The following is an 18,758-nucleotide window of genomic DNA, read 5'->3' as shown; positions in this document are numbered from 1 at the left end:
CAACGCGCCCGACCGGGCTGCGCAACCCCGACCAGCTCTACCCGGTCGGGCGCTCAACGTCGTGCACCAAAAGGGGGTCAAAATTGGACGCCGATCCGGGGTCAGTTTTGCAAGCCGTTTGACAGATTCGTGCCACAATCCTTCAAGCATCGAAGGAGATGACGATGCAGCAGATATTTGCAGTCCTCGGCTACATGACGGCACTCTTCGCGTTCGCAATAATTGCCGGTCTGATCGCTAGGCGCTTCGGCTGGGATACCGAACTGAACAAGTGGATACACCCAACCCGACAGTTCAATGGCTGGCGCAAATTTCTGGAACGAGTAGGCGGGGCTTTTTCTTTATGTCTCGGCATGTCATCCTCACGAGCGGGGGCGCAGTGAGGGACATCAAATGAATCAGCGAAACTGGATTATCGCGGCCGCTGTCGTGATCATTCTTATCATCGGCTACTTCATGATGATGCCTGGCGCCGAGGCACCTATGGAAACCGCCGCGCCGCCAGCGACCACGGAACAGCCGGCCCAGCCCGCGCCCGCTCAATGATGGCTTCATTCGAATAGAAGAATCAGCCCGTGCCCGGTTGCGGAGACGTGGCCGGGCCTTTCGCCGCATCGAAAACGGGCAGACCGACGGCAGTCAAGTAATTTCCCGTTGAGCGTCGGTGCGCCGCGACAAAACAGCGGACAAAGTGGCGACGCCAAGGCGACTAGCCGGTTGCTGCGTGCTGGAGCGCAGAGATGACTTGGTCGATGCCCTCGACAACTCCAATCGTGTGCATAGGGCCAATACTGTCCTGGGCGGCTGCGAGCGTGTGGATTCTGGTGTAGTTCGCGAAGGTGTCGACGGCGACAACGTGTGCCGGATTGATATACACCCTGACGTTGGCCGGCAGAGTTCGCGTGAAGAGGGCAAAGCGCATTTTTCGGCTCCCCTCCAAAATTATCGCACGAACTATTTTCGCAGGAAACGATTGGCACCGCAATTGGCACCGGACGCCTAACTATCGATCGGGATTAGGGAGTACAAAACACCCCCTACTGTGCCTTGGAATCCAGGAAACCTACGACATTGGGTGACTGCGCGGGACACATCGGGATGGCAGAACCCGGATTTTAAGTCCCTTGCGTCTACCGGTTCCGCCACGCCCGCTGGCGCACCAGTGGTATAGCACCCGCCGGCAAACGCAACCCTGTCCGGACCGTCGAGCTTGGCATGGGCGCTCGCCCTATCGGGCGAAAGCCCGTTTGGCGATGCGGCGGATGAAGGCTTCGACGCGGTCGGGCGCGACGAACTGCGGCATGTGGCCTATGCCGTCGAGCAACTCCAGCTCGAAGTCCTTGATCCGCCCGGCGAGCGGCAGCGCGTGCTCCTCGTGGCGGATGACCTTGTCGGCGGTGCCGAACAGCACGCCGACCGGCCGCCCGATCTCGCCGAGCCGCGCCTCGTAGCGGCCGAGTTCGCGCTCCAGCGCGACGAAATCGGCCACCGTCGCCTCGAAATGCGCCGGCCGCAGCCCGAGAAGCCCGCCGCCGGCGACGATGTAGTCCTTCGGCGTCGCCTGCGGCCCGAACACGAAGGCGAGCGTCTGCGGCGCGCGCTTCAGCGCCATCGGAATCGCGACTGTGTGGGCGAGCAGCCTGCGTCGCAGCGGCGAACGGATCGAAAGCGCCGCGAATTCGGCCGGCACGCTGTCGGCCTGATGGGTGAGCGGTGACAGCAGCGCCAGCCCGCCGACCTTTTCGGGATGGTCGAGGGCGAGCGCCAGCGCGACCGCGCCGCCGAGCGAATGGCCGACGACCAGCGGCTGATCGAGCGCCAGAGCATCGATGAAGCCCGCCACCGCTTCAGCCTGCTGGCTGAGCCGGCCGTCGGCGCCGGACGCGCGCACGGAATAGCCAGAGCCCGGACGGTCCAGCGCCACGACGCGGAAGTCGCCGGACAGCCGGTCGAACAGCGTGTGGCGAAAATGGTGGAGCTGGCCGCCGAGCCCGTGCAAGAACAGGATCGGCCGCCCCTGCCCCGCCTCGACATAGTGGATGCGGTTGCGGCCGACCTGGACGAAGCCGCCGCTCGGCGGAATGCGGCGCTCGGCCTCCGCAGCCAGCCGGCGCGTCGCCAGCACAAAATAGCCGACGGCCAGGAATGCCGTCAGCAACAAGGCACCGGCAAGCCAGCCCAGGAGGTCGGTCATCGTGTCGCCTCGCGCGCATGCACCGAGGCGACACTATTGCGGATTTGCGCTCGGCAAAGCCCCTCTCCTGCGATTTCCAGCACTTAACCGCGCTTTTCTCCTCGCCTCGCGGGATCGGCGCTCGGTCAGGATGTCGAAAATCGCTGTCTCCCCCGCAACGAGGGGGACGAAGGCGGCGCTCGGCCTCGCCGCCAGCCCCGGCGCCGAAGACTGGTTTCGGCAAACGAGCAAGCCGCCGGCGACGACGCTCACCCGTGCAGCCTGGCCGCGATTTCGGCGACGCGCTTGCCCTGGAATTTCGCCCCTTCCAGCTCCTGTGCGGAAGGCTGGCGCGAACCATCGGTGTCGGAGGTGGTGGTCATGCCGTAGGGCGCGCCGCCGCGCACCACGTCGTTGCCCGACTGACCCTGATAGGCATAGGACAGCGGCACGATGATCATGCCCTGGTGCTGCATGAAAACCTGGGCATTGATCAGCGCGAGTTCGGCGCCGCCGTGCTGCGTCGCGGTCGAGACCATCACCGAGCCGACCTTGTTGATCAGCGCACCCTTCGCCCATAGCGGACCGGTCTGGTCGAGGAAATTCTTGAGCTGCGCGGCCATCGAGCCGTAGCGCGTCGATGCGCCGAGAATGATGGCATCATAGTCCGCGAGTTCCAGCGGATCGGCGATCGGTGCGTCCTGATCGAGCTTGTAGTAGGCGGCCTTGGCGACCTCGTCCGGGACCAGCTCGGGAACCCGCTTGATCGTCACGGCGGCGCCGGCCTCGCGCGCGCCCTCGGCGGCGGATTTCGCCATCTGCTCCATGTGACCCCAGCTCGAATAATAAAGCACCAGCACCTTGGCCATGATCTTCTCCTTCAACGCGTTCGGTTTCGACTGCGACGTTGCACCGTGGCCAAGATGGAGCCATCCGGCGTTCATTGAAAGCACCCCATCCGCCGACGGACCGTTCACCGATCGCGAACCATTGCCGCCGCGCCCTCCCCGCTGTATTTCCGGGTGCCAAACCAACGGGGCGCCCATGACCGACACCGTCAGCGCAGCGATGCTCGTCATCGGCGACGAGATTCTTTCCGGCCGCACCAAGGACCGCAACATCGGCCATCTCGCCGACATCATGACGGCGATCGGCATCGATCTTAAGGAAGTGCGCATCGTCGCCGACGACGAGGGCGACATCGCCGACGCGGTGAATGCGCTGCGCGGGCACTATACCTACCTGTTCACTACCGGCGGCATCGGGCCGACGCATGACGATATCACGGCGGATTCGGTGGCGAAGGCGTTCGGCGTGCCCTGCGAGCATGACGCAGCGGCGCTGGCGCTGCTCGGCGCGCATTATGCCAGGCGAGAGATGGAATTCACCGAGGCGCGCAGGCGCATGGCGCGCATGCCGCGCGGCGCCGTCCATATCGACAATCCGATCTCGGTCGCGCCGGGTTTCCGCATCGGCAACGTGCATGTGATGGCCGGCGTCCCGGCGATCTTCCAGGCCATGCTCGACAATGTCCTGCCGACGCTGAAGACCGGCCAGAAACTCCTGTCGGCGACCGTCCACTGCCCGTTCGGCGAGGGCGTCATCGGCGGCCCGCTCGGCGGGATCCAGAAAGCGCATCCGAACACGATCATCGGCTCCTATCCGAAATATCGCGACGGTTCCTTCTGGACCGAACTCGTTGTACGCTCCCGTTCGGCGGAGGCGCTGGAGGCTGCCCGCGCCGCGGTGGAGGCCATGGTGCAGAGCCTGACGCCCGCTGCGTGAGGCGGGGCAAATCGGAACCCGCTCCGTCCGCATCGCGTTTCGACGCAAAGGAACAAAGGAGCGCGCCATGATCTACAAGACCATCGCCGTCATCCTCCAGGGCAAGGAGGACGCCCAGCGCGTGCTCGATTGCGCCGTCCCGCTCGCGCAAGCATGGGGCGCGCATATCGTCGGCATCCACGCGGAACCCATTCCGGTCGCCTACAGCGCGGCGGTCGGCTTTCCCGACGTCGCCGTGATCGAGACCGCCACGCAGGCCGCGGAAGAGCGGACCAGGCAGGTGGAAGGCCTGTTCACCAGCCGCATGAAGGCCGACGGCCAAAGCCACGACTGGCACGGCGCGCGCAGCTTCTCCGGCGACAGCGGCTATGCCTGCGCGGCGATCGCGCGGGCGGCCGACCTGGTGATCGCAGCCCAGCACAATCCGGACTGGGCTTCCGACGACACGACCGGAATCGAGAGCGTGCTCTACGAGGCCGGGCGGCCGGTGCTCATCGTGCCGCATTCCGGGGCGTTGACCACGAGCTTCTCGCGCGTGCTGATCGCCTGGAACGGCAGCCGCGAGGCGGCGCGCGCCGCCTTCGACGCGCTGCCGCTGATCGAGGAGGCGGAGGCGACCGAGATTTTCGTCGTGGACCCGCCAGCCGAGGGCGACGACCTGGCGGCGAGCGCCTCGGCCCTCGCCGCGGCGCTGTCGCGCCACGGCGCCGAGGTGACTGTGGCGACCGACCAGTCGCGCGGCCGCCACATCGAGGAGGTGATCCGCGACCGCGCTGCCGCGACCGGCGCCGACCTTCTGGTGCTCGGCGCCTACAGCCATTCCTGGCTGCGGCAGCTGCTGTTCGGCGGTATCACCCGCACCGTGCTGCAGTCGATGCCGGTCGCCTGCCTGATGTCGCGGTAGCGCCCAGACATGGCGGCGCTTGCCAAACGGCTGCATTCGCCGCTAATGCAGGCTGCATTCCAATCTTCGACGCGCGCGGCGCGTCCGGCGGAGTGCGCTTGCCATGTCCCTTCCAGAAAAGGCCTTTCCCGTCTCGTGGGATCAGTTCCATCGCGATGCCCGGGCGCTCGCATGGCGGCTGGCGGGGGCCGGCACGCAGTGGCGGGCGATCGTCTGCATCACCCGTGGCGGACTGGTACCGGCGGCCATCATCTCGCGCGAGCTCGGCATCCGCGTCATCGAGACGGTGTCGGTTGCCTCCTATCACGACTACACCTCGCAAGGTGAACTCGCCGTTCTCAAGGACGTGACGCCTTCCCTGCTCGAGAAGGACGGCGAAGGCGTGCTGATCGTCGACGATCTTACCGATACCGGCAAGACCGCCGGGATCGTGCGCGCAATGATGCCCAAGGCGCATTTCGCCACGGTCTATGCCAAGCCCAAAGGGCGTCCGCTGGTCGACACCTTCGTCACAGAGGTGTCGCAGGACACCTGGATCTACTTTCCCTGGGACATGGGCTTTACCTATCAGAAGCCGATCGCCGACGATCACGTCGGCTGAACCTTGACGCGGAACGAGGCCAATACCACATTTGCGTCATGTCTTTGCGCAATTTTTACTTTTATTACGGATGATTAACTCTACTATTGTTGAGACGGCAAACGATTCCCGGGCAGGCGGCACTCTTGGAGATGTTCATAGGCCATAGCGCGCGAAGCTACTTCGCAGACAGGATACGGCGGCTCCTCGGCGGCGCGCCTTGCCGTGTCCAGGTCGCCGCGCTGCCATGGCGCAAAGGGCCCGACGGCGTCGAGGTCATGCTGATCACCAGCCGCGACACCGGGCGCTGGGTGCTGCCGAAGGGCTGGCCGGAAGGCAACGAGAAGCTCTGGGACGCGGCGGCACGCGAGGCCGGCGAGGAGGCCGGGATCGAGGGCGCGGTCGCCCCCGCCGAGCTCGGCCGCTACTACTACGCCAAGGCCATGCCCTCCGGACAGGCGAAGCGCTGCGAGGTGCATGTCTTTCCCATGGAGATCGACCGGGTGAAGGACAGCTGGCCCGAGCGCAAGTCGCGACGGCGCCAATGGTTCTCGCCGGACGCCGCAGCCAGCAGCGTGCGCGAGCCCGACCTTGCCGACCTGATCGCCCGCTTCTGCAGGAATCCGAGGGCGACGGCCGCCTGACGACGGCCTGCACGCCTTCGGAACCTCGCGATCACGAAGCCGTTGCCCGACGGACTTGCCGGCCCGGAGCCTGGTCGCAAAAAAGTTGCGGGCTTTCCGGATGGATCGTGCGGCGAAACAAAAAACGGAGCAGGATGGATGGCTCCATTCCTATTCTCCTGCTGTAACTGAAGAACTGCGCCGCCGATGCGGCTGATGGCCGACGGCGGGGAACGACACGATGACGGACAGCCGCGCGGCCGAGCGCAAGACGACGCTGGACAAGGACTTGGCCAGGCTCGGCGAGCTGGGCGAGGCCACCAGCTTCGTTTCCAGGCGCCTGGTCGCACCGGGGCTGGCGCTGCTTTTCATGGCGCTGGCGGCCTTCGCCACGTCGATGGTCACCGGCGGCGAGATGCGCACCCTCGCCATCATCGCGGCGGCGGCGCTCGCCGCCTACATGGCGCTCAACATCGGCGCCAACGACGTCGCCAACAATGTCGGCCCGGCGGTCGGCGCCAAAGTGCTCACCATGGGCGGCGCATTGGCCATGGCCGCCGTGTTCGAGGTGGCCGGCGCCCTGGTCGCCGGCGGCGAGGTCGTCGAAACCATCTCCAGCCGCATCGTCCCGCCGGCGAGCGTCGACGGACCGACCCTCGCCCTTCTGATGCTGGCGGCGCTGCTGTCAGCCGCACTCTGGATAAACGTGGCGACCTGGATCGGCGCGCCGGTCTCGACCACCCATTCAATCGTCGGCGCGGTGGTGGGAGCGGGCGTCGCCGCGGCCGGCTTCGCCTCGGTCGACTGGAGCGCGATCGCCGCCATTACCGCGAGCTGGATAACGTCACCGATTCTTGGCGGCGTCATCGCCGCCGCCTTCCTCGCCTTCATCAAGACGGCGATCATCTATCGAGAGGACAAGATCACCGCGGCGCGCCTCTGGGTGCCGCTGCTGATCGCCGTGATGGCCGGCGCCTTCGCCATCTACCTCACGCTGATCGGAAACGTCGCGAACCTTTCCGGCGGCACGACGGCGCTTATCGGCCTCGGCGCCTTCGTGCTCGCTTGGGTGGCTGCGCATTTCTACGTGCGCCGGCTGTCGGAAGGCATGGAAAACCGCCGGCAGTCGCTGAAGCGGCTGTTCACGGTGCCGCTGATCATCTCGGCCGCCCTGCTCTCCTTCGCCCACGGCGCCAACGACGTCGCCAATGCCGTCGGGCCGCTCGCGGCGATCGTCCGGGCGGTCGGCGACGACGGCGGAGCGGCCGGGACGACGCCGATCTGGGTCATGACGATCGGCGCCCTCGGCATCTCCTTCGGCCTGCTGCTGTTCGGTCCGCGCCTCGTGCGCATGGTCGGCCAGGAGATCACAAAACTCAATCCGATGCGCGCCTTCTGCATCGCGCTCTCGGCGGCTCTCACCGTCATTGTCGCGTCATGGTTCGGCCTGCCGGTCAGTTCGACGCACATCGCCGTCGGCGCCGTGTTCGGCGTCGGCTTCTTTCGCGAATGGTATCTGGCCAATTCGGTGCAGCGCCGCCGCTATCTGCAGCGCAGGGCGGCCGAGCGCGCAGCTGGCCTGCCCGACCTCTCCGGCGCGCAGCCGGAGGAAACGCCCGGCAAGGCAAAGACCGGAAAACGGGCCGCGCAGACCGAGATCACCCGCCGCCGGCTGGTGCGGCGAGCCCATGTGCGCACCATCGTCGCCGCCTGGGTGGTGACGGTGCCGGTATCGGCCTCCCTCGCGGCGGCGATCTTCGCCTGTCTCGCCACTCTGGCCTGACGCAGGCCGGCGGCTGGCACGGCGCGAACGCTTCAGCCCTTCTCAGACGACGAAGAGGTCGGTGTTGCTCAGCGATATGCCCACGGTGACGGTGGCGAAATGGATCGCCGCACTCGAGCCGTCGCCGTCAGAATCGTAGCTCAGCGCACCGGTCGTCGGATCGTAGAGGATGCGATGATCGGCGCTCGTCGCCTGGTTGCCGACATGGAAGGCCGAGGCATCGAGAACGCCCGCCGACAGCCCTCGGAAGATCGTACCGGCCAGCTCGATCCTGTCCTCGCCCGGAGTGAAGTCGACGAGGGTATCGACATTGTCCGGCCCGAGCGCCGTCGAGAACACGAAGGTGTCGGCGCCGCCCTCGCCGATCAGCGTGTCCGAGCCGCCGCCGCCGTCGAGCCGGTTGATGCCTTCGTTGCCGCGGATCTTCTGCACGAACTCGTTGCCGGTCAAGTTGACCGCATAGGTGGCGCGAAGCGACGTGGTGTTGAGCAGCTCGACATGCACGCCTTCGGCGAGCGTGTAATCGACGCCGGCGGCAACGCGGTCGGTCCCCTGCCCCGCCAGCTCGATAATGACGGTGTTGCTGTTGTAAAGGATATAGGTGTCGTTGCCGTCGCGGCCGATCAGCGTGTCGGCGCCGCTTTGCTTGGTCACCGGGTCGACGCCGCCGTCATGCAGGATGTTCTTGCCGTTATTGCCGATGATCGTCTGGGCGAAGGTATTGCCGGTCAGGTCGATCGCCTTGGTGCCGTTGGCATCGGTGGTGGTCAGCTTCTCGACCTCGACGCCGACACCGAGCTTGTAGCTAACCCCCGCCGCCATATGGTCGTAGCCCTCGCCGGGCTTCTCCACGACGACGTCGTTGGCGTTGTAGACGGAGTAGACGTCGTCGCCGGCGCCGCCGAGCAGCGTGTCCGGATTGGCGTAGCCGCCGCTGTGCAGCCAGTTGTTGCCGGCATTGCCGATGATGGTCTGCGAAAATTCGTTGCCGGTCAGCCTGATCGGGTTTGTGCCGGTCGCATCGGTGGTTTGAAGGATCTCGACCGACACGCCGGCCGCCAGCTTGTAGCTGACCGACGCCTCGACGCGGTCGTTGCCCTCGCCCGGCTTCTCGATGATCACGTCGCCGGCATTGTCGACACGATAGACGTCGTCGCCGAGACCGCCTTTCAGCGTATCGGCGCCGGCGCCGCCGTCGAGCACGTCGTTGCCGCCATTGCCGGTCAGCGTGTCGTTGCCGTCACCCCCGGAGAGGCGGTCGGCGTGGTTGCCGCCGTAATAGGTATCGTCGCCGGGCGTACCGATCGTGACGATCTGCGGAATCTCGGAGATCGGGATCTCGGTCGTGTTGGAGCCGACGACGGTGCCGGCGGGATGCGAGGAATCCGTCCCGGCCATCACGCGGCCGCGCAGGTCGGGCAATTGAAACTGGGTCACCCCGTTGCCGCCGTAAGCGGCACCTATGACGGCATACAACACCGTGAACGCCTGGATCAACAGGGTAGCGCCGTTGCAGAGCATCCAGCCGTCCGGCACCTGCGTCCCGGCGAAGGCGACGATCTCGCCGATGAAATAGCCGTCCTCCGGTGCGTAGCCGGAGTCGTCCCGGCCCGGAAAATAGTCGTTGGAGACGTTGATGATGTAGTTGAGCACGAGTCCTGGCGCGCGATTGTCGAGAGGCTGGCCAGTACCGCCCATCTCCACGGGCATGTTGTCAGTCGAAAGCCGTTGGTATTCGGAGCCGACCCGGGTTCCTGCCGTCAGCGTATCCGAGGCGCCGACGACGCTGCGGCCGCGCAGATCCGGCAGGGCGAAATTGGTCGTGCCGTCGCCGCCGTAGTGGTTGCCGAGCACCGCGAACAGCGCCTCGTTGCCGGCGATCGGCAGCACCTGCCCGTCGGCCTTGACATAGCCGCCCGGAACATTGTCGCCCGCATAGCGGACCACCTCGCCGAGCATGTTGTGCGTGCCGTCGACACGGATAAGGTAGGTCACGGCAAGGAATGGCTGGTGATTGTCGACCTGCAGGCCGAAGCCGCCGGACGAGTCGGGAAGGTGCCAGCGGGACAGCCAAGTGTTCTCCCCGCCAGACTGATTCCCGTTGACCCAATTTGTCAGACCGGGCCCGCTTCCCGCGCCGACCGCCACGTGCATGCCGAGATCGGGCAAGGCGAAAGCCATCCCGCTGCCTCCATAGGTGCCTCCGAGGAGGGAGTGGAGGGCGCTGTACTGCTGTGTCGAATAAAGCGCGTCGCCCGACAGTGCAGGCGTACCGAACGGTTGGAAGTCGCCGGCAAAGGAGCGGATCACGCCGAGCGTCATCAGGCCTTCGGCGCCGTCGTCGGGAAACACGCCGTAGAGGCCCATGAAATTGCGGGTGACCAGGGTTTCCTGGACATTGTTGATCGGCATGCCTTCCCGCCTTTCCTAACGTCATCGCCGGCCGGGCCGACGTTGCACGGCGGACGCTGCCGCCCAGCCGTCCGTTCCGAGGGGCCTTTAAGAGATGCCGAAAGGATAGAAGCCGGCGACCGCCGGAAAAATACGGCATCTGCCGTATTTCAGCCGGCGGTTGCCGCGCGCTGCCTTCGACCGCACCGTATGCACGGACAAGATCGCCGGACGGTCGAGCTTGAGCGGCGAAACGTCAGCCGAGGTCCAACCGCATCAGCGGCCGGCCTGCCTTGCGCTCGGCGGCGCGGGCGAAACCCGCCTTCTCGAACACGCGCGTCGAGCCGACGAACAGGCCGACCGAGCGCGAATCGCGGGAATGGTTGATCGGGCAGGCTTCCAGCAGACGCGCGCCGTTCTCCCGCGCGAAACCGATGCCGGCCGCCACCAGCCGGTGCGACAGGCCCCTGCCCCGCGCCGAATTGCGGGTGAAGAAGCAGGAGATCGCCCACACGCCGTTGTCGTAGGCGTCTTCCGTCGCCAACGGCGCCGAGACGCGGCCGGCATTGTTCCACTCCGGAACGTCGGCGCGGGGGCCGATCTGCATCCAGCCGACTGCGGCATCGCCGTTGAAGGCAAGCAGGCCCGGTGGCGGCCCGGCCTCGATGCGGGCGCGGATGTGGTCCTTGTTGCGCTGCCGGTCGTTCTCGCGGCGCACCGCCGGCCGGAGGCGGAAATGCGTGCACCAGCAGCCGTAGCATGCGCCCTGCTTGCCGAAGAGATCCTCAAAGGCCGGCCACAGCTCGGGCGTCAGCGGTTTGATGACTTCGGACACGACTCCTCCTTACCGCGCGCCTTGCGGGCGCCGTCGCGCTGATCTATCATCCCGCCTGTTCTCTTTATGTTCGCATTGGTGGCGATGCCTGTCAACGACCCGGAGCATGGCTTCTGCCGCGATTGCCTGACGCCCCAGTCCGGGCGAACAATGCGCTGTGCCGGTTGCGGCAGCCCGCGACTCGCCCGCCATGCCGAGCTCTACCGGCTGCCGCTCGCGCATATCGATTGCGACGCCTTCTACGCGGCGGTGGAAAAGCGCGACAGGCCGGAGCTGCGCGACAAGCCGGTGATCATCGGCGGGGGAAAGCGCGGCGTCGTCTCCACCGCCTGCTACATCGCCCGCATCAACGGCGTGCGCTCGGCCATGCCCATGTTCAAGGCACTTGAGGCCTGCCCGCAGGCGGTCGTGATTTCGCCCGACATGGAGAAATATGTACGCGTCGGCCGCGAGGTGCGCGCCATGATGCAGGCGCTGACGCCGCTGGTCGAGCCACTGTCGATCGACGAGGCGTTCCTCGATCTCGGCGGTACCGAGCGGCTGCACGGCCGGCCGCCGGCGCTGGTGCTCGCCGATTTCTCGCGCCGCGTGGAGAAGGAGATCGGCATCACTGTCTCGGTCGGCCTGTCCTACTGCAAATTCTTGGCCAAGATCGCCTCGGACCTGAGGAAGCCGCGCGGCTTCGCCGTGATCGGCGAAGAGGAGGCAGTGCCCTTCCTGGCGGGCCAGCCGGTGACGCTGATCTGGGGCGTCGGCAAAGCCTTCGCCGCGGCGCTGGAACGGGACGGCATCCGCATGATCGGCCAGTTGCAGGCGATGGAGCGCGGCGACCTCATGCGCCGCTACGGCGTCATGGGCGACCGGCTCTTTCGCCTGTCGCGCGGCCAGGACGACCGCCGGGTCCACCCCGACGGCGAGGCCAAGAGCGTCTCGGCCGAAACCACTTTCGACGCCGACCTCGCCGCGATGGCCGATCTGGTGCCGGTGCTGCGGGCGCTGTCCGAAAAAGTGTCGGCCCGACTGAAAAAGGCCGACATCGCCGGCCGCACCGTCGTGCTCAAGCTGAAATCGCAGGATTTCAAGATCCGCACGCGCAACCGCCAACTCGCCGACCCGACGCAGCTCGCCGACCGCATCTTCCAGGTCGGCCTGCAGTTGCTGGCCAGGGAAGCCGACGGGACGCGCTACCGCCTGCTCGGCATCGGCGTCAGCGATCTTTCCGACGACGGCCGCGCCGATCCGCCCGATCTGGTCGATGAGCAGGCACGCAAGCGCGCCATGGCGGAGGGCGCCATCGACCGGCTGCGCGACAAGTTCGGCCGCACGGCGGTAGAGACCGGCTACACCTTCGGCAAGGGCCGCAACGCGCACCCGCCGGAGCATCTGGAGGATTGAGCGACAGGGCATGGGCAGGTGCCTCGACGGCTCCGGTCTTGTTGCCGCCCCGAGGCGGCACGGATAGGATCGTCCGACAGCAGCGACAGGAGCGGCAGAGATGGTGACACGCGGCTTCGGAGGACGGCGGCCGCCGCGCGAACAGGCGGAGCGCCTGCCGCCCGGGCAATACCTTACCGAGGATTTTCCGGTGCTGTCGGCCGGCCCGACGCCGCAGGTGCGCCTCGAAGACTGGAGTTTCACGCTCAAAGTCGGACCGAAGCCGGTGGCCGAATGGGACTGGGAGGCGTTCAATCGCCTGCCGATCAGCCGCATGACCCGCGACATCCATTGCGTCACCGCCTGGTCGAAATTCGACACCAGCTGGGAGGGCGTGCTGGTCGACGACATCCTTGCCGAGGCCGGCATCGAGGCGCCGAAACCTTATACGCTGGCGCATTGCTTCGACGGCTACACCACCAATGTGCCGACCGCCGATCTGGTCGGCGGCAAGGCGATGGTGGCGATACGTTTCGAAGGCGAGCCGATTTCGCCCGACCACGGCGGCCCCGCGCGGCTGCTGGTGCCGCATCTCTACTTCTGGAAGTCGGCGAAGTGGATCGACGGCCTGCAGTTCATAGATCAGGATACGGCCGGCTTCTGGGAGTTGCGCGGCTATCACCTCTACGGCGATCCCTGGCGCGAACAGCGCTATACCGATGACTGATGGCGGAGCGGAGCCTGGCACGGTCCGGGCGGCGCGCTGGCAGCCCTCCACCATCAAGCGGATCGTTCGGCAAACGCCTCGCGTCACCAGCTTCTTCCTGTTGCCGAGGACGCCTTTTGTCTGGCGGGCCGGGCAGCATGCCGACGTCCGGCTCACCGCCCCGGACGGCTACACCGCGCAGCGCAGCTATTCGATCGCCGGCGCGCCGGAGGCCGGGCCCGAAGTCGAGCTTGCCGTCGAGCGGCTGGAGGACGGCGAGGTCTCCTCGTTCTTTCACGATGTCGCGGCCGTCGGCGACGAGATCGAGATCAAGGGCCCGCTCGGGGGTCATTTCGTGTGGAATGCTGCCGACGGCGGCCCGCTGCTGCTCATCGGCGGCGGCTCAGGCGTCGTGCCGCTGATGAGCATGCTGCGCCACCGCGCCGAGCGGGCGGCGCATGTGCCGGTAGCGATGCTCTATTCGGCGCGAGCCTGGGACGAAATCATTTTTCGCGACGAACTGCTCGATCTGGATGGGAAGGTCGGCCTTTCACTGGCCTTCGCGCTGACGCGAGAGCCGGCGCGGCGTAGCCAGGACTTTTCTCGGCGCATCGACCCGCCGATGGTTGCGGCGGTTCTGGCCGCGCTTTCCGAAGGCCCGCGGCTCGCCTTCGTCTGCGGCGCCAACCGCTTCGTCTCGGCCGCGTCCGACGCCCTGATCGCGGCAGGCATCGACCCACAGCGCATCCGGACCGAGCGTTACGGGCAGTAGCGTCCCTACCTCGTCCGACCGTGGCTGGTGAGGATCGTCAGCACCTGCACGCTTTCCGGCAGCTCGACCAGGAACTCAGCGTCACGCGGCAGATGGTGGATTTTTCGCGGATCGCCGCCGGTGAAGCGTGCCATCGCCTCGACGCTTTCCCAGTAGGAGATCGTCACGAACTCGCTCTCCGTCGCGCGATCCTCGCGAAAGTTCTGGACTCCCAGCGCCTTCTCCATCAGCGGCTTGATGCCGGCTTCGTGGAGATAGTCCTGATAGGCGTCGGCGATGTCGCGGCGTGTGCGCCCACGCCAGATGCGGGCAATCGTCGGCTTTCCATCCATCGCGTGATGCCTCCATCGCTGCACCGCGTCTGAGATAAGGCAACCCAGCGGGGCTTCAACCGATGTCCACCAATGCTCCTGACAGGTTTGTTGGAGGGCTCCGACAGTGCTCGCGCCCCACGAGCAGGGGGCTCCGATCTGACGCCGTTCGGCAGCGGCGCAGCATCCGCCCCGGGAGGCCCAAAACGAAAAAGGGCCGCCGGACTTTCGCCCGGCGGCCCTTTCTATCGCTCTGTCGACCGCCTTACTGCGCGGCGTCGACCATCTCGGTGAGCATCGGCGTCGCCGTCTCCGCGCCGGTCGCCTTGCGGCGCTCGTCGAGGATGAGCTCGTCGCGCGAGGTGGCGATGCGCCGGATGGCGCTCATCTGGCCGCCGGTGCCGGCCGGGATCAGCCGGCCTACAATGACGTTCTCCTTCAGGCCCTGCAGCGTGTCGACCTTGCCGGCAACCGCCGCCTCGGTCAGCACGCGAGTGGTCTCCTGGAAGGAGGCCGCCGAGATGAAGGACGGCGTCTGCAGCGAGGCCTTGGTGATGCCGAGCAGCACCGGCTGGCCTTCCGCGGGCTTCTTGCCTTCCTCGACCAGGCGGTCGTTGACCTCCTCGAGCTCGATCGCGTCGACGTGGTCACCGGGGATGTAGGTCGAATCGCCCTGCACCGTGATCTCGACCTTCTGCAGCATCTGGCGGACGATCACCTCGATGTGCTTGTCGTTGATCGACACGCCCTGCAGACGATAGACCTCCTGGATCTCGTTGACGAGGTAGGAGGCCAGCGCCTCCACGCCCTTGATCGCCAGGATGTCGTGCGGCGCGGGGTTGCCGTCCATGACGTAGTCGCCCTTCTCGATGGCGTCGCCGTCCTGCAGATGGAACGGCTTACCCTTCGGGATCAGGTATTCGACCGGCTCCAGCGTCGAATCATGCGGCTCGATGATGATCCGGCGCTTGTTCTTGTAGTCGCGTCCGAAGCGGATCGTGCCGTCGATCTCGGCGATGATAGCATGGTCCTTCGGACGACGCGCCTCGAACAGCTCGGCCACACGCGGCAGACCGCCGGTGATGTCCTTGGTCTTGGCGCTTTCCATCGGGATACGCGCCAGCACGTCACCAGGACGAACCATCGAACCCGGCTCGACCGAGAGGATGGCCTCGACCGAGAGCAGGAAGCGGGCGTCGCCGCCCTTCGACAGCTTGCCGACCTTGCCCTTAGGGTCGAGGATGCTGATCGCCGGCTTCAAATCCGAACCGCGCGGCGTCGAACGCCAGTCGATGACCTCGCGCTTGGTGATGCCGGTCGATTCGTCGGCCGTCTCCTGCACGGAGATGCCGTCGACCAGATCCTCGTACTGCACCCTGCCCTCGATTTCGGTCAGCACCGGACGGGTATAAGGATCCCATTCGGCGACACGCTGGCCGCGCTTCACCTTGTCGCCCTCGTCCACGAACAGACGCGAGCCGTAGGTGATGCGGTGGGTCGCCCGCTCCTTGCCGCCCTCGTCGAGGATCAGCACCGCCATGTTGCGGCCCATCGCCATCAACTGGCCGTCGGAGTTGCGCACCACGTTGCGGTTGCGGACCGTCACCGTGCCCTCGTAGGAGGCCTCGATGAAGGACGAGTCAACCACCTGGGCGGTGCCGCCCATGTGGAAGGTACGCATGGTGAGCTGCGTGCCCGGCTCGCCGATCGACTGCGCCGCGATGACGCCGACGGCCTCGCCCTGGTTGACGGGCGTGCCGCGGGCCAGATCGCGACCGTAGCAGACTGCGCAGACGCCGACCTTGACCTCGCAGGTCAGTGCCGAGCGGATGCGTACCGACTGGATGCCGGCCTTCTCGACCAGCTCGATGTCGCGCTCGTCCATCAGCGTGCCAGCCTTGACGATCAGATCGCCGGAAACCGGATGGTTGATGTCATCGAGCGCGGTGCGGCCGAGGATGCGTTGGCCAAGCGTCGCGACGACCTGGCCGGCATCGACGATCGGCTGCATGGTCAGGCCCTTGTCGGTGCCGCAGTCTATGGCGTTGACGATGCAGTCCTGCGCCACGTCGACCAGGCGGCGGGTGAGATAGCCCGAGTTCGCCGTCTTCAGAGCGGTGTCGGCTAGACCCTTGCGGGCGCCGTGGGTCGAGTTGAAGTACTCGAGCACGGTGAGGCCTTCCTTGAAATTCGAGATGATCGGCGTCTCGATGATCTCGCCGGACGGCTTGGCCATCAGGCCGCGCATGCCGGCGAGCTGACGCATCTGCGTCGGCGAGCCGCGGGCGCCCGAATGGCTCATCATGTAGATCGAGTTCATCGGCTTCTGGCGGCCGGTCTTGTCGAACTCGACCGCCTTGATGCGGCCCATCATCTCGTCGGCGACCTTTTCCGAGCACTTGGCCCAGGCGTCGACCACCTTGTTGTACTTCTCGCCCTGGGTGATCAGGCCGTCATTGTACTGCTGCTCGTACTCCTTGGCCTGCGCCTCGGTGTCGGCGACCAGCTTCGCCTTGGTGTCCGGGATCACCATGTCGTCCTTGCCGAACGAGATGCCGGCGCGGCAGGCATGCGAGAAGCCGAGCTGCATGATGCGGTCGCAGAAGATGACCGTCTCCTTCTGACCGCAATGGCGGTAGACGGTGTCGATCATCTTGGAGATGTTCTTCTTGGTCATCTCCTGGTTGGCGGTCTCGAACGGCACATTGGCGTTCTTGGGCAGCAGCTCGCCGATGATCATGCGGCCGGGCGTCGTGTCGTAGATCTTCGACACCACGTTGCCGTCCTTGTCGACCGTCCTGAAACGGCCCTTGATCTTGGCGTGCAGTGTCACCGCCCTGGTCTCGAGCGCATGCTGCAATTCGCCCATGTCGGCGAATACCATGCCCTGCCCCGGCTCGTTCTCGTTGACGATCGAGAGATAATAGAGACCGAGAACCATGTCCTGCGACGGCACGATGATCGGCGCGCCGGAAGCCGGGTGCAGGATGTTGTTGGTCGACATCATCAGCACGCGGGCTTCGAGCTGCGCTTCGAGTGACAGCGGCACGTGGACCGCCATCTGGTCGCCGTCGAAGTCGGCATTGAAGGCCGTGCAGACCAGCGGGTGCAGCTGGATCGCCTTGCCTTCGATCAGGATGGGCTCGAATGCCTGGATGCCGAGGCGGTGCAGCGTCGGCGCGCGGTTCAAGAGCACCGGATGCTCACGGATCACCTCGTCGAGGATGTCCCAGACCTCCGGCTTCTCCTTCTCGACCAGCTTCTTCGCCTGCTTGACGGTGGACGAATAGCCCTTGGCGTCGAGGCGGGCGTAGATGAACGGCTTGAACAGCTCAAGCGCCATCTTCTTGGGCAGGCCGCACTGGTGCAGCTTCAGCTCCGGACCGGTCACGATAACCGAGCGGCCGGAATAGTCGACGCGCTTGCCGAGCAGGTTCTGGCGGAAGCGGCCCTGCTTGCCCTTCAGCATGTCCGACAGCGACTTCAGCGGGCGCTTGTTGGCGCCGGTGATGACGCGGCCGCGGCGGCCGTTGTCGAACAATGCGTCGACGGCCTCCTGCAGCATGCGCTTCTCGTTGCGGATGATGATGCCCGGCGCGCGCAGCTCGATCAGCCGCTTCAGACGGTTGTTGCGGTTGATGACGCGGCGGTAGAGGTCGTTCAAGTCCGACGTGGCGAAGCGGCCGCCGTCGAGCGGAACCAGCGGACGCAGGTCCGGCGGGATGACCGGGATGACCTTCATGATCATCCATTCCGGACGGTTGCCGGACTCCATGAAGTTCTCGACAACCTTGAGACGCTTGAGAAGCTTCTTCTGCTTCAACTCCGACGTCGTCGAGGCGAGATCCGAGCGCAGCTCGCCGGCGATGGTGTCGAGCTTCATCTCGGCAAGCAGCGCATGGATCGCCTCGGCGCCGATCATGGCGGTGAAGCTGTCCTCGCCATATTCGTCGACGGCGATCATGTACTCCTCTTCCGACAGGAGCTGATGCTCCTTCAGCGCGGTGAGGCCCGGCTCGGTGACGATGTAGTTCTCGAAATAGAGGACGCGCTCGATGTCCTTCAGGGTCATGTCGAGCAGCGTGCCGATGCGGCTCGGCAGCGACTTCAGGAACCAGATGTGGGCGACGGGAGCCGCCAGCTCGATATGGCCCATGCGCTCGCGGCGAACGCGGGAAAGCGTCACCTCGACGCCGCACTTCTCGCAGATGACGCCCTTGTACTTCATGCGCTTGTACTTGCCGCACAGGCACTCGTAGTCCTTGATCGGACCGAAGATGCGCGCGCAGAACAGGCCGTCGCGCTCGGGCTTGAACGTGCGGTAGTTGATCGTCTCCGGCTTCTTGATCTCGCCGAACGACCAGGACAGGATCTTGTCCGGGCTGGCGAGCGAAATCCGGATGGAATCGAACACCTGGGCCGGGACGTTGTTGTTGAAGAGATTCATGACCTCTTGGTTCATGCCGTTCTCCTTCTCGGGACCGGGGTCCCGTTGAAATTCTCGGGGCGATATCGCCCTCT

17 protein-coding genes are annotated in these 18,758 nt (G+C 65.8%); 10 read left to right on the top strand and 7 right to left on the bottom strand.

Features of this window, described 5'->3' with window-relative positions; genetic code table 11:
* Positions 1 to 164 precede the first annotated feature (164 nt).
* Both C7I84_RS27500 and C7I84_RS30225 read left to right on the top strand, forming a co-directional pair.
* Positions 165 to 383 carry a hypothetical protein gene (locus C7I84_RS27500; RefSeq protein ID WP_106775411.1) on the top strand — a complete coding sequence of 73 codons (219 nt, stop codon included), beginning with the start codon at positions 165 to 167 and terminating at the stop codon, positions 381 to 383.
* A gap of 10 nt (positions 384 to 393) precedes the next feature.
* The gene (locus C7I84_RS30225) at positions 394 to 546 is read left to right on the top strand and encodes a flagellar basal body-associated FliL family protein (RefSeq protein WP_165816246.1); all 153 of its coding nucleotides are present in this window, start codon (positions 394 to 396) and stop codon (positions 544 to 546) included.
* Positions 547 to 709: 163 nt separating this feature from the next.
* Here the strand turns inward: C7I84_RS30225 and C7I84_RS27495 are convergent, their stop codons facing one another.
* From C7I84_RS27495 to wrbA, 3 genes are all read right to left on the bottom strand, one after another.
* Positions 710 to 922 (bottom strand): hypothetical protein, encoded by a 213-nt coding sequence (locus C7I84_RS27495; protein ID WP_106775410.1) that lies wholly within the window; start codon positions 920 to 922, stop codon positions 710 to 712.
* A 306-nt stretch (positions 923 to 1,228) separates the two neighbouring features.
* The gene (locus C7I84_RS27490) at positions 1,229 to 2,194 is read right to left on the bottom strand and encodes an alpha/beta fold hydrolase (RefSeq protein ID WP_106775409.1); all 966 of its coding nucleotides are present in this window, start codon (positions 2,192 to 2,194) and stop codon (positions 1,229 to 1,231) included.
* A 248-nt stretch (positions 2,195 to 2,442) separates the two neighbouring features.
* Entirely contained in the window at positions 2,443 to 3,042 is a 600-nt protein-coding gene (wrbA, locus tag C7I84_RS27485; RefSeq protein ID WP_106775412.1) for an NAD(P)H:quinone oxidoreductase type IV, read from the bottom strand.
* 175 nt (positions 3,043 to 3,217) lie between these two features.
* Here wrbA and C7I84_RS27480 point away from each other — a divergent pair, with 175 nt between their 5' ends.
* The 5 genes from C7I84_RS27480 to C7I84_RS27460 all read left to right on the top strand — a co-directional run bounded on the left by C7I84_RS27480 (position 3,218) and on the right by C7I84_RS27460 (position 7,848).
* On the top strand, positions 3,218 to 3,958 hold the full coding sequence (locus C7I84_RS27480) for a competence/damage-inducible protein A (RefSeq protein ID WP_106775408.1): 741 nt from the start codon (positions 3,218 to 3,220) through the stop codon (positions 3,956 to 3,958).
* Positions 3,959 to 4,025: 67 nt separating this feature from the next.
* A complete protein-coding gene (locus C7I84_RS27475; RefSeq protein ID WP_106775407.1) occupies positions 4,026 to 4,862 on the top strand; it encodes a universal stress protein in 837 nt (278 codons plus the stop codon).
* 103 nt (positions 4,863 to 4,965) lie between these two features.
* Positions 4,966 to 5,463 carry a xanthine phosphoribosyltransferase gene (gpt, locus tag C7I84_RS27470; protein WP_106775406.1) on the top strand — a complete coding sequence of 166 codons (498 nt, stop codon included), beginning with the start codon at positions 4,966 to 4,968 and terminating at the stop codon, positions 5,461 to 5,463.
* Between the two features lie 131 nt (positions 5,464 to 5,594).
* The gene (locus tag C7I84_RS27465) at positions 5,595 to 6,086 is read left to right on the top strand and encodes an NUDIX hydrolase (protein WP_106775405.1); all 492 of its coding nucleotides are present in this window, start codon (positions 5,595 to 5,597) and stop codon (positions 6,084 to 6,086) included.
* Between the two features lie 220 nt (positions 6,087 to 6,306).
* Positions 6,307 to 7,848, top strand: a complete 1,542-nt coding sequence (locus tag C7I84_RS27460) for an inorganic phosphate transporter (protein ID WP_106775404.1) — start codon at positions 6,307 to 6,309, stop codon at positions 7,846 to 7,848.
* 42 nt (positions 7,849 to 7,890) lie between these two features.
* Here C7I84_RS27460 and C7I84_RS27455 read toward each other — a convergent pair whose 3' ends face one another.
* Both C7I84_RS27455 and C7I84_RS27450 read right to left on the bottom strand, forming a co-directional pair.
* Positions 7,891 to 10,260 carry a tail fiber protein gene (locus C7I84_RS27455; protein WP_106775403.1) on the bottom strand — a complete coding sequence of 790 codons (2,370 nt, stop codon included), beginning with the start codon at positions 10,258 to 10,260 and terminating at the stop codon, positions 7,891 to 7,893.
* Positions 10,261 to 10,495: 235 nt separating this feature from the next.
* Positions 10,496 to 11,074 (bottom strand): GNAT family N-acetyltransferase, encoded by a 579-nt coding sequence (locus C7I84_RS27450; protein ID WP_106775402.1) that lies wholly within the window; start codon positions 11,072 to 11,074, stop codon positions 10,496 to 10,498.
* A gap of 66 nt (positions 11,075 to 11,140) precedes the next feature.
* Here C7I84_RS27450 and C7I84_RS27445 point away from each other — a divergent pair, with 66 nt between their 5' ends.
* The 3 genes from C7I84_RS27445 to C7I84_RS27435 all read left to right on the top strand — a co-directional run bounded on the left by C7I84_RS27445 (position 11,141) and on the right by C7I84_RS27435 (position 13,926).
* Positions 11,141 to 12,469: a DNA polymerase IV gene (locus C7I84_RS27445; protein ID WP_106775401.1), complete on the top strand. Its 1,329-nt coding sequence runs from the start codon at positions 11,141 to 11,143 to the stop codon at positions 12,467 to 12,469.
* 100 nt (positions 12,470 to 12,569) lie between these two features.
* A complete protein-coding gene (locus tag C7I84_RS27440; RefSeq protein WP_106775400.1) occupies positions 12,570 to 13,175 on the top strand; it encodes a sulfite oxidase-like oxidoreductase in 606 nt (201 codons plus the stop codon).
* Positions 13,168 to 13,926: an FAD-binding oxidoreductase gene (locus tag C7I84_RS27435; protein WP_106775399.1), complete on the top strand. Its 759-nt coding sequence runs from the start codon at positions 13,168 to 13,170 to the stop codon at positions 13,924 to 13,926. Before C7I84_RS27440 ends, C7I84_RS27435 begins: the two co-directional genes overlap by 8 nt.
* A gap of 5 nt (positions 13,927 to 13,931) precedes the next feature.
* Here C7I84_RS27435 and C7I84_RS27430 read toward each other — a convergent pair whose 3' ends face one another.
* Positions 13,932 to 14,258, bottom strand: a complete 327-nt coding sequence (locus C7I84_RS27430; RefSeq protein WP_106775398.1) for an antibiotic biosynthesis monooxygenase family protein — start codon at positions 14,256 to 14,258, stop codon at positions 13,932 to 13,934.
* A 244-nt stretch (positions 14,259 to 14,502) separates the two neighbouring features.
* Entirely contained in the window at positions 14,503 to 18,699 is a 4,197-nt protein-coding gene (rpoC, locus tag C7I84_RS27425) for a DNA-directed RNA polymerase subunit beta' (RefSeq protein WP_106775397.1), read from the bottom strand.
* Between the last annotated feature and the right edge of the window lie 59 nt (positions 18,700 to 18,758).

The sequence above is a fragment of the Kumtagia ephedrae genome (assembly GCF_003012745.1).
GTDB classification, from domain to species: Bacteria; Pseudomonadota; Alphaproteobacteria; order Rhizobiales; family Rhizobiaceae; genus Kumtagia; species Kumtagia ephedrae.
This window is presented reverse-complemented; position numbering and strand designations above follow the sequence as displayed.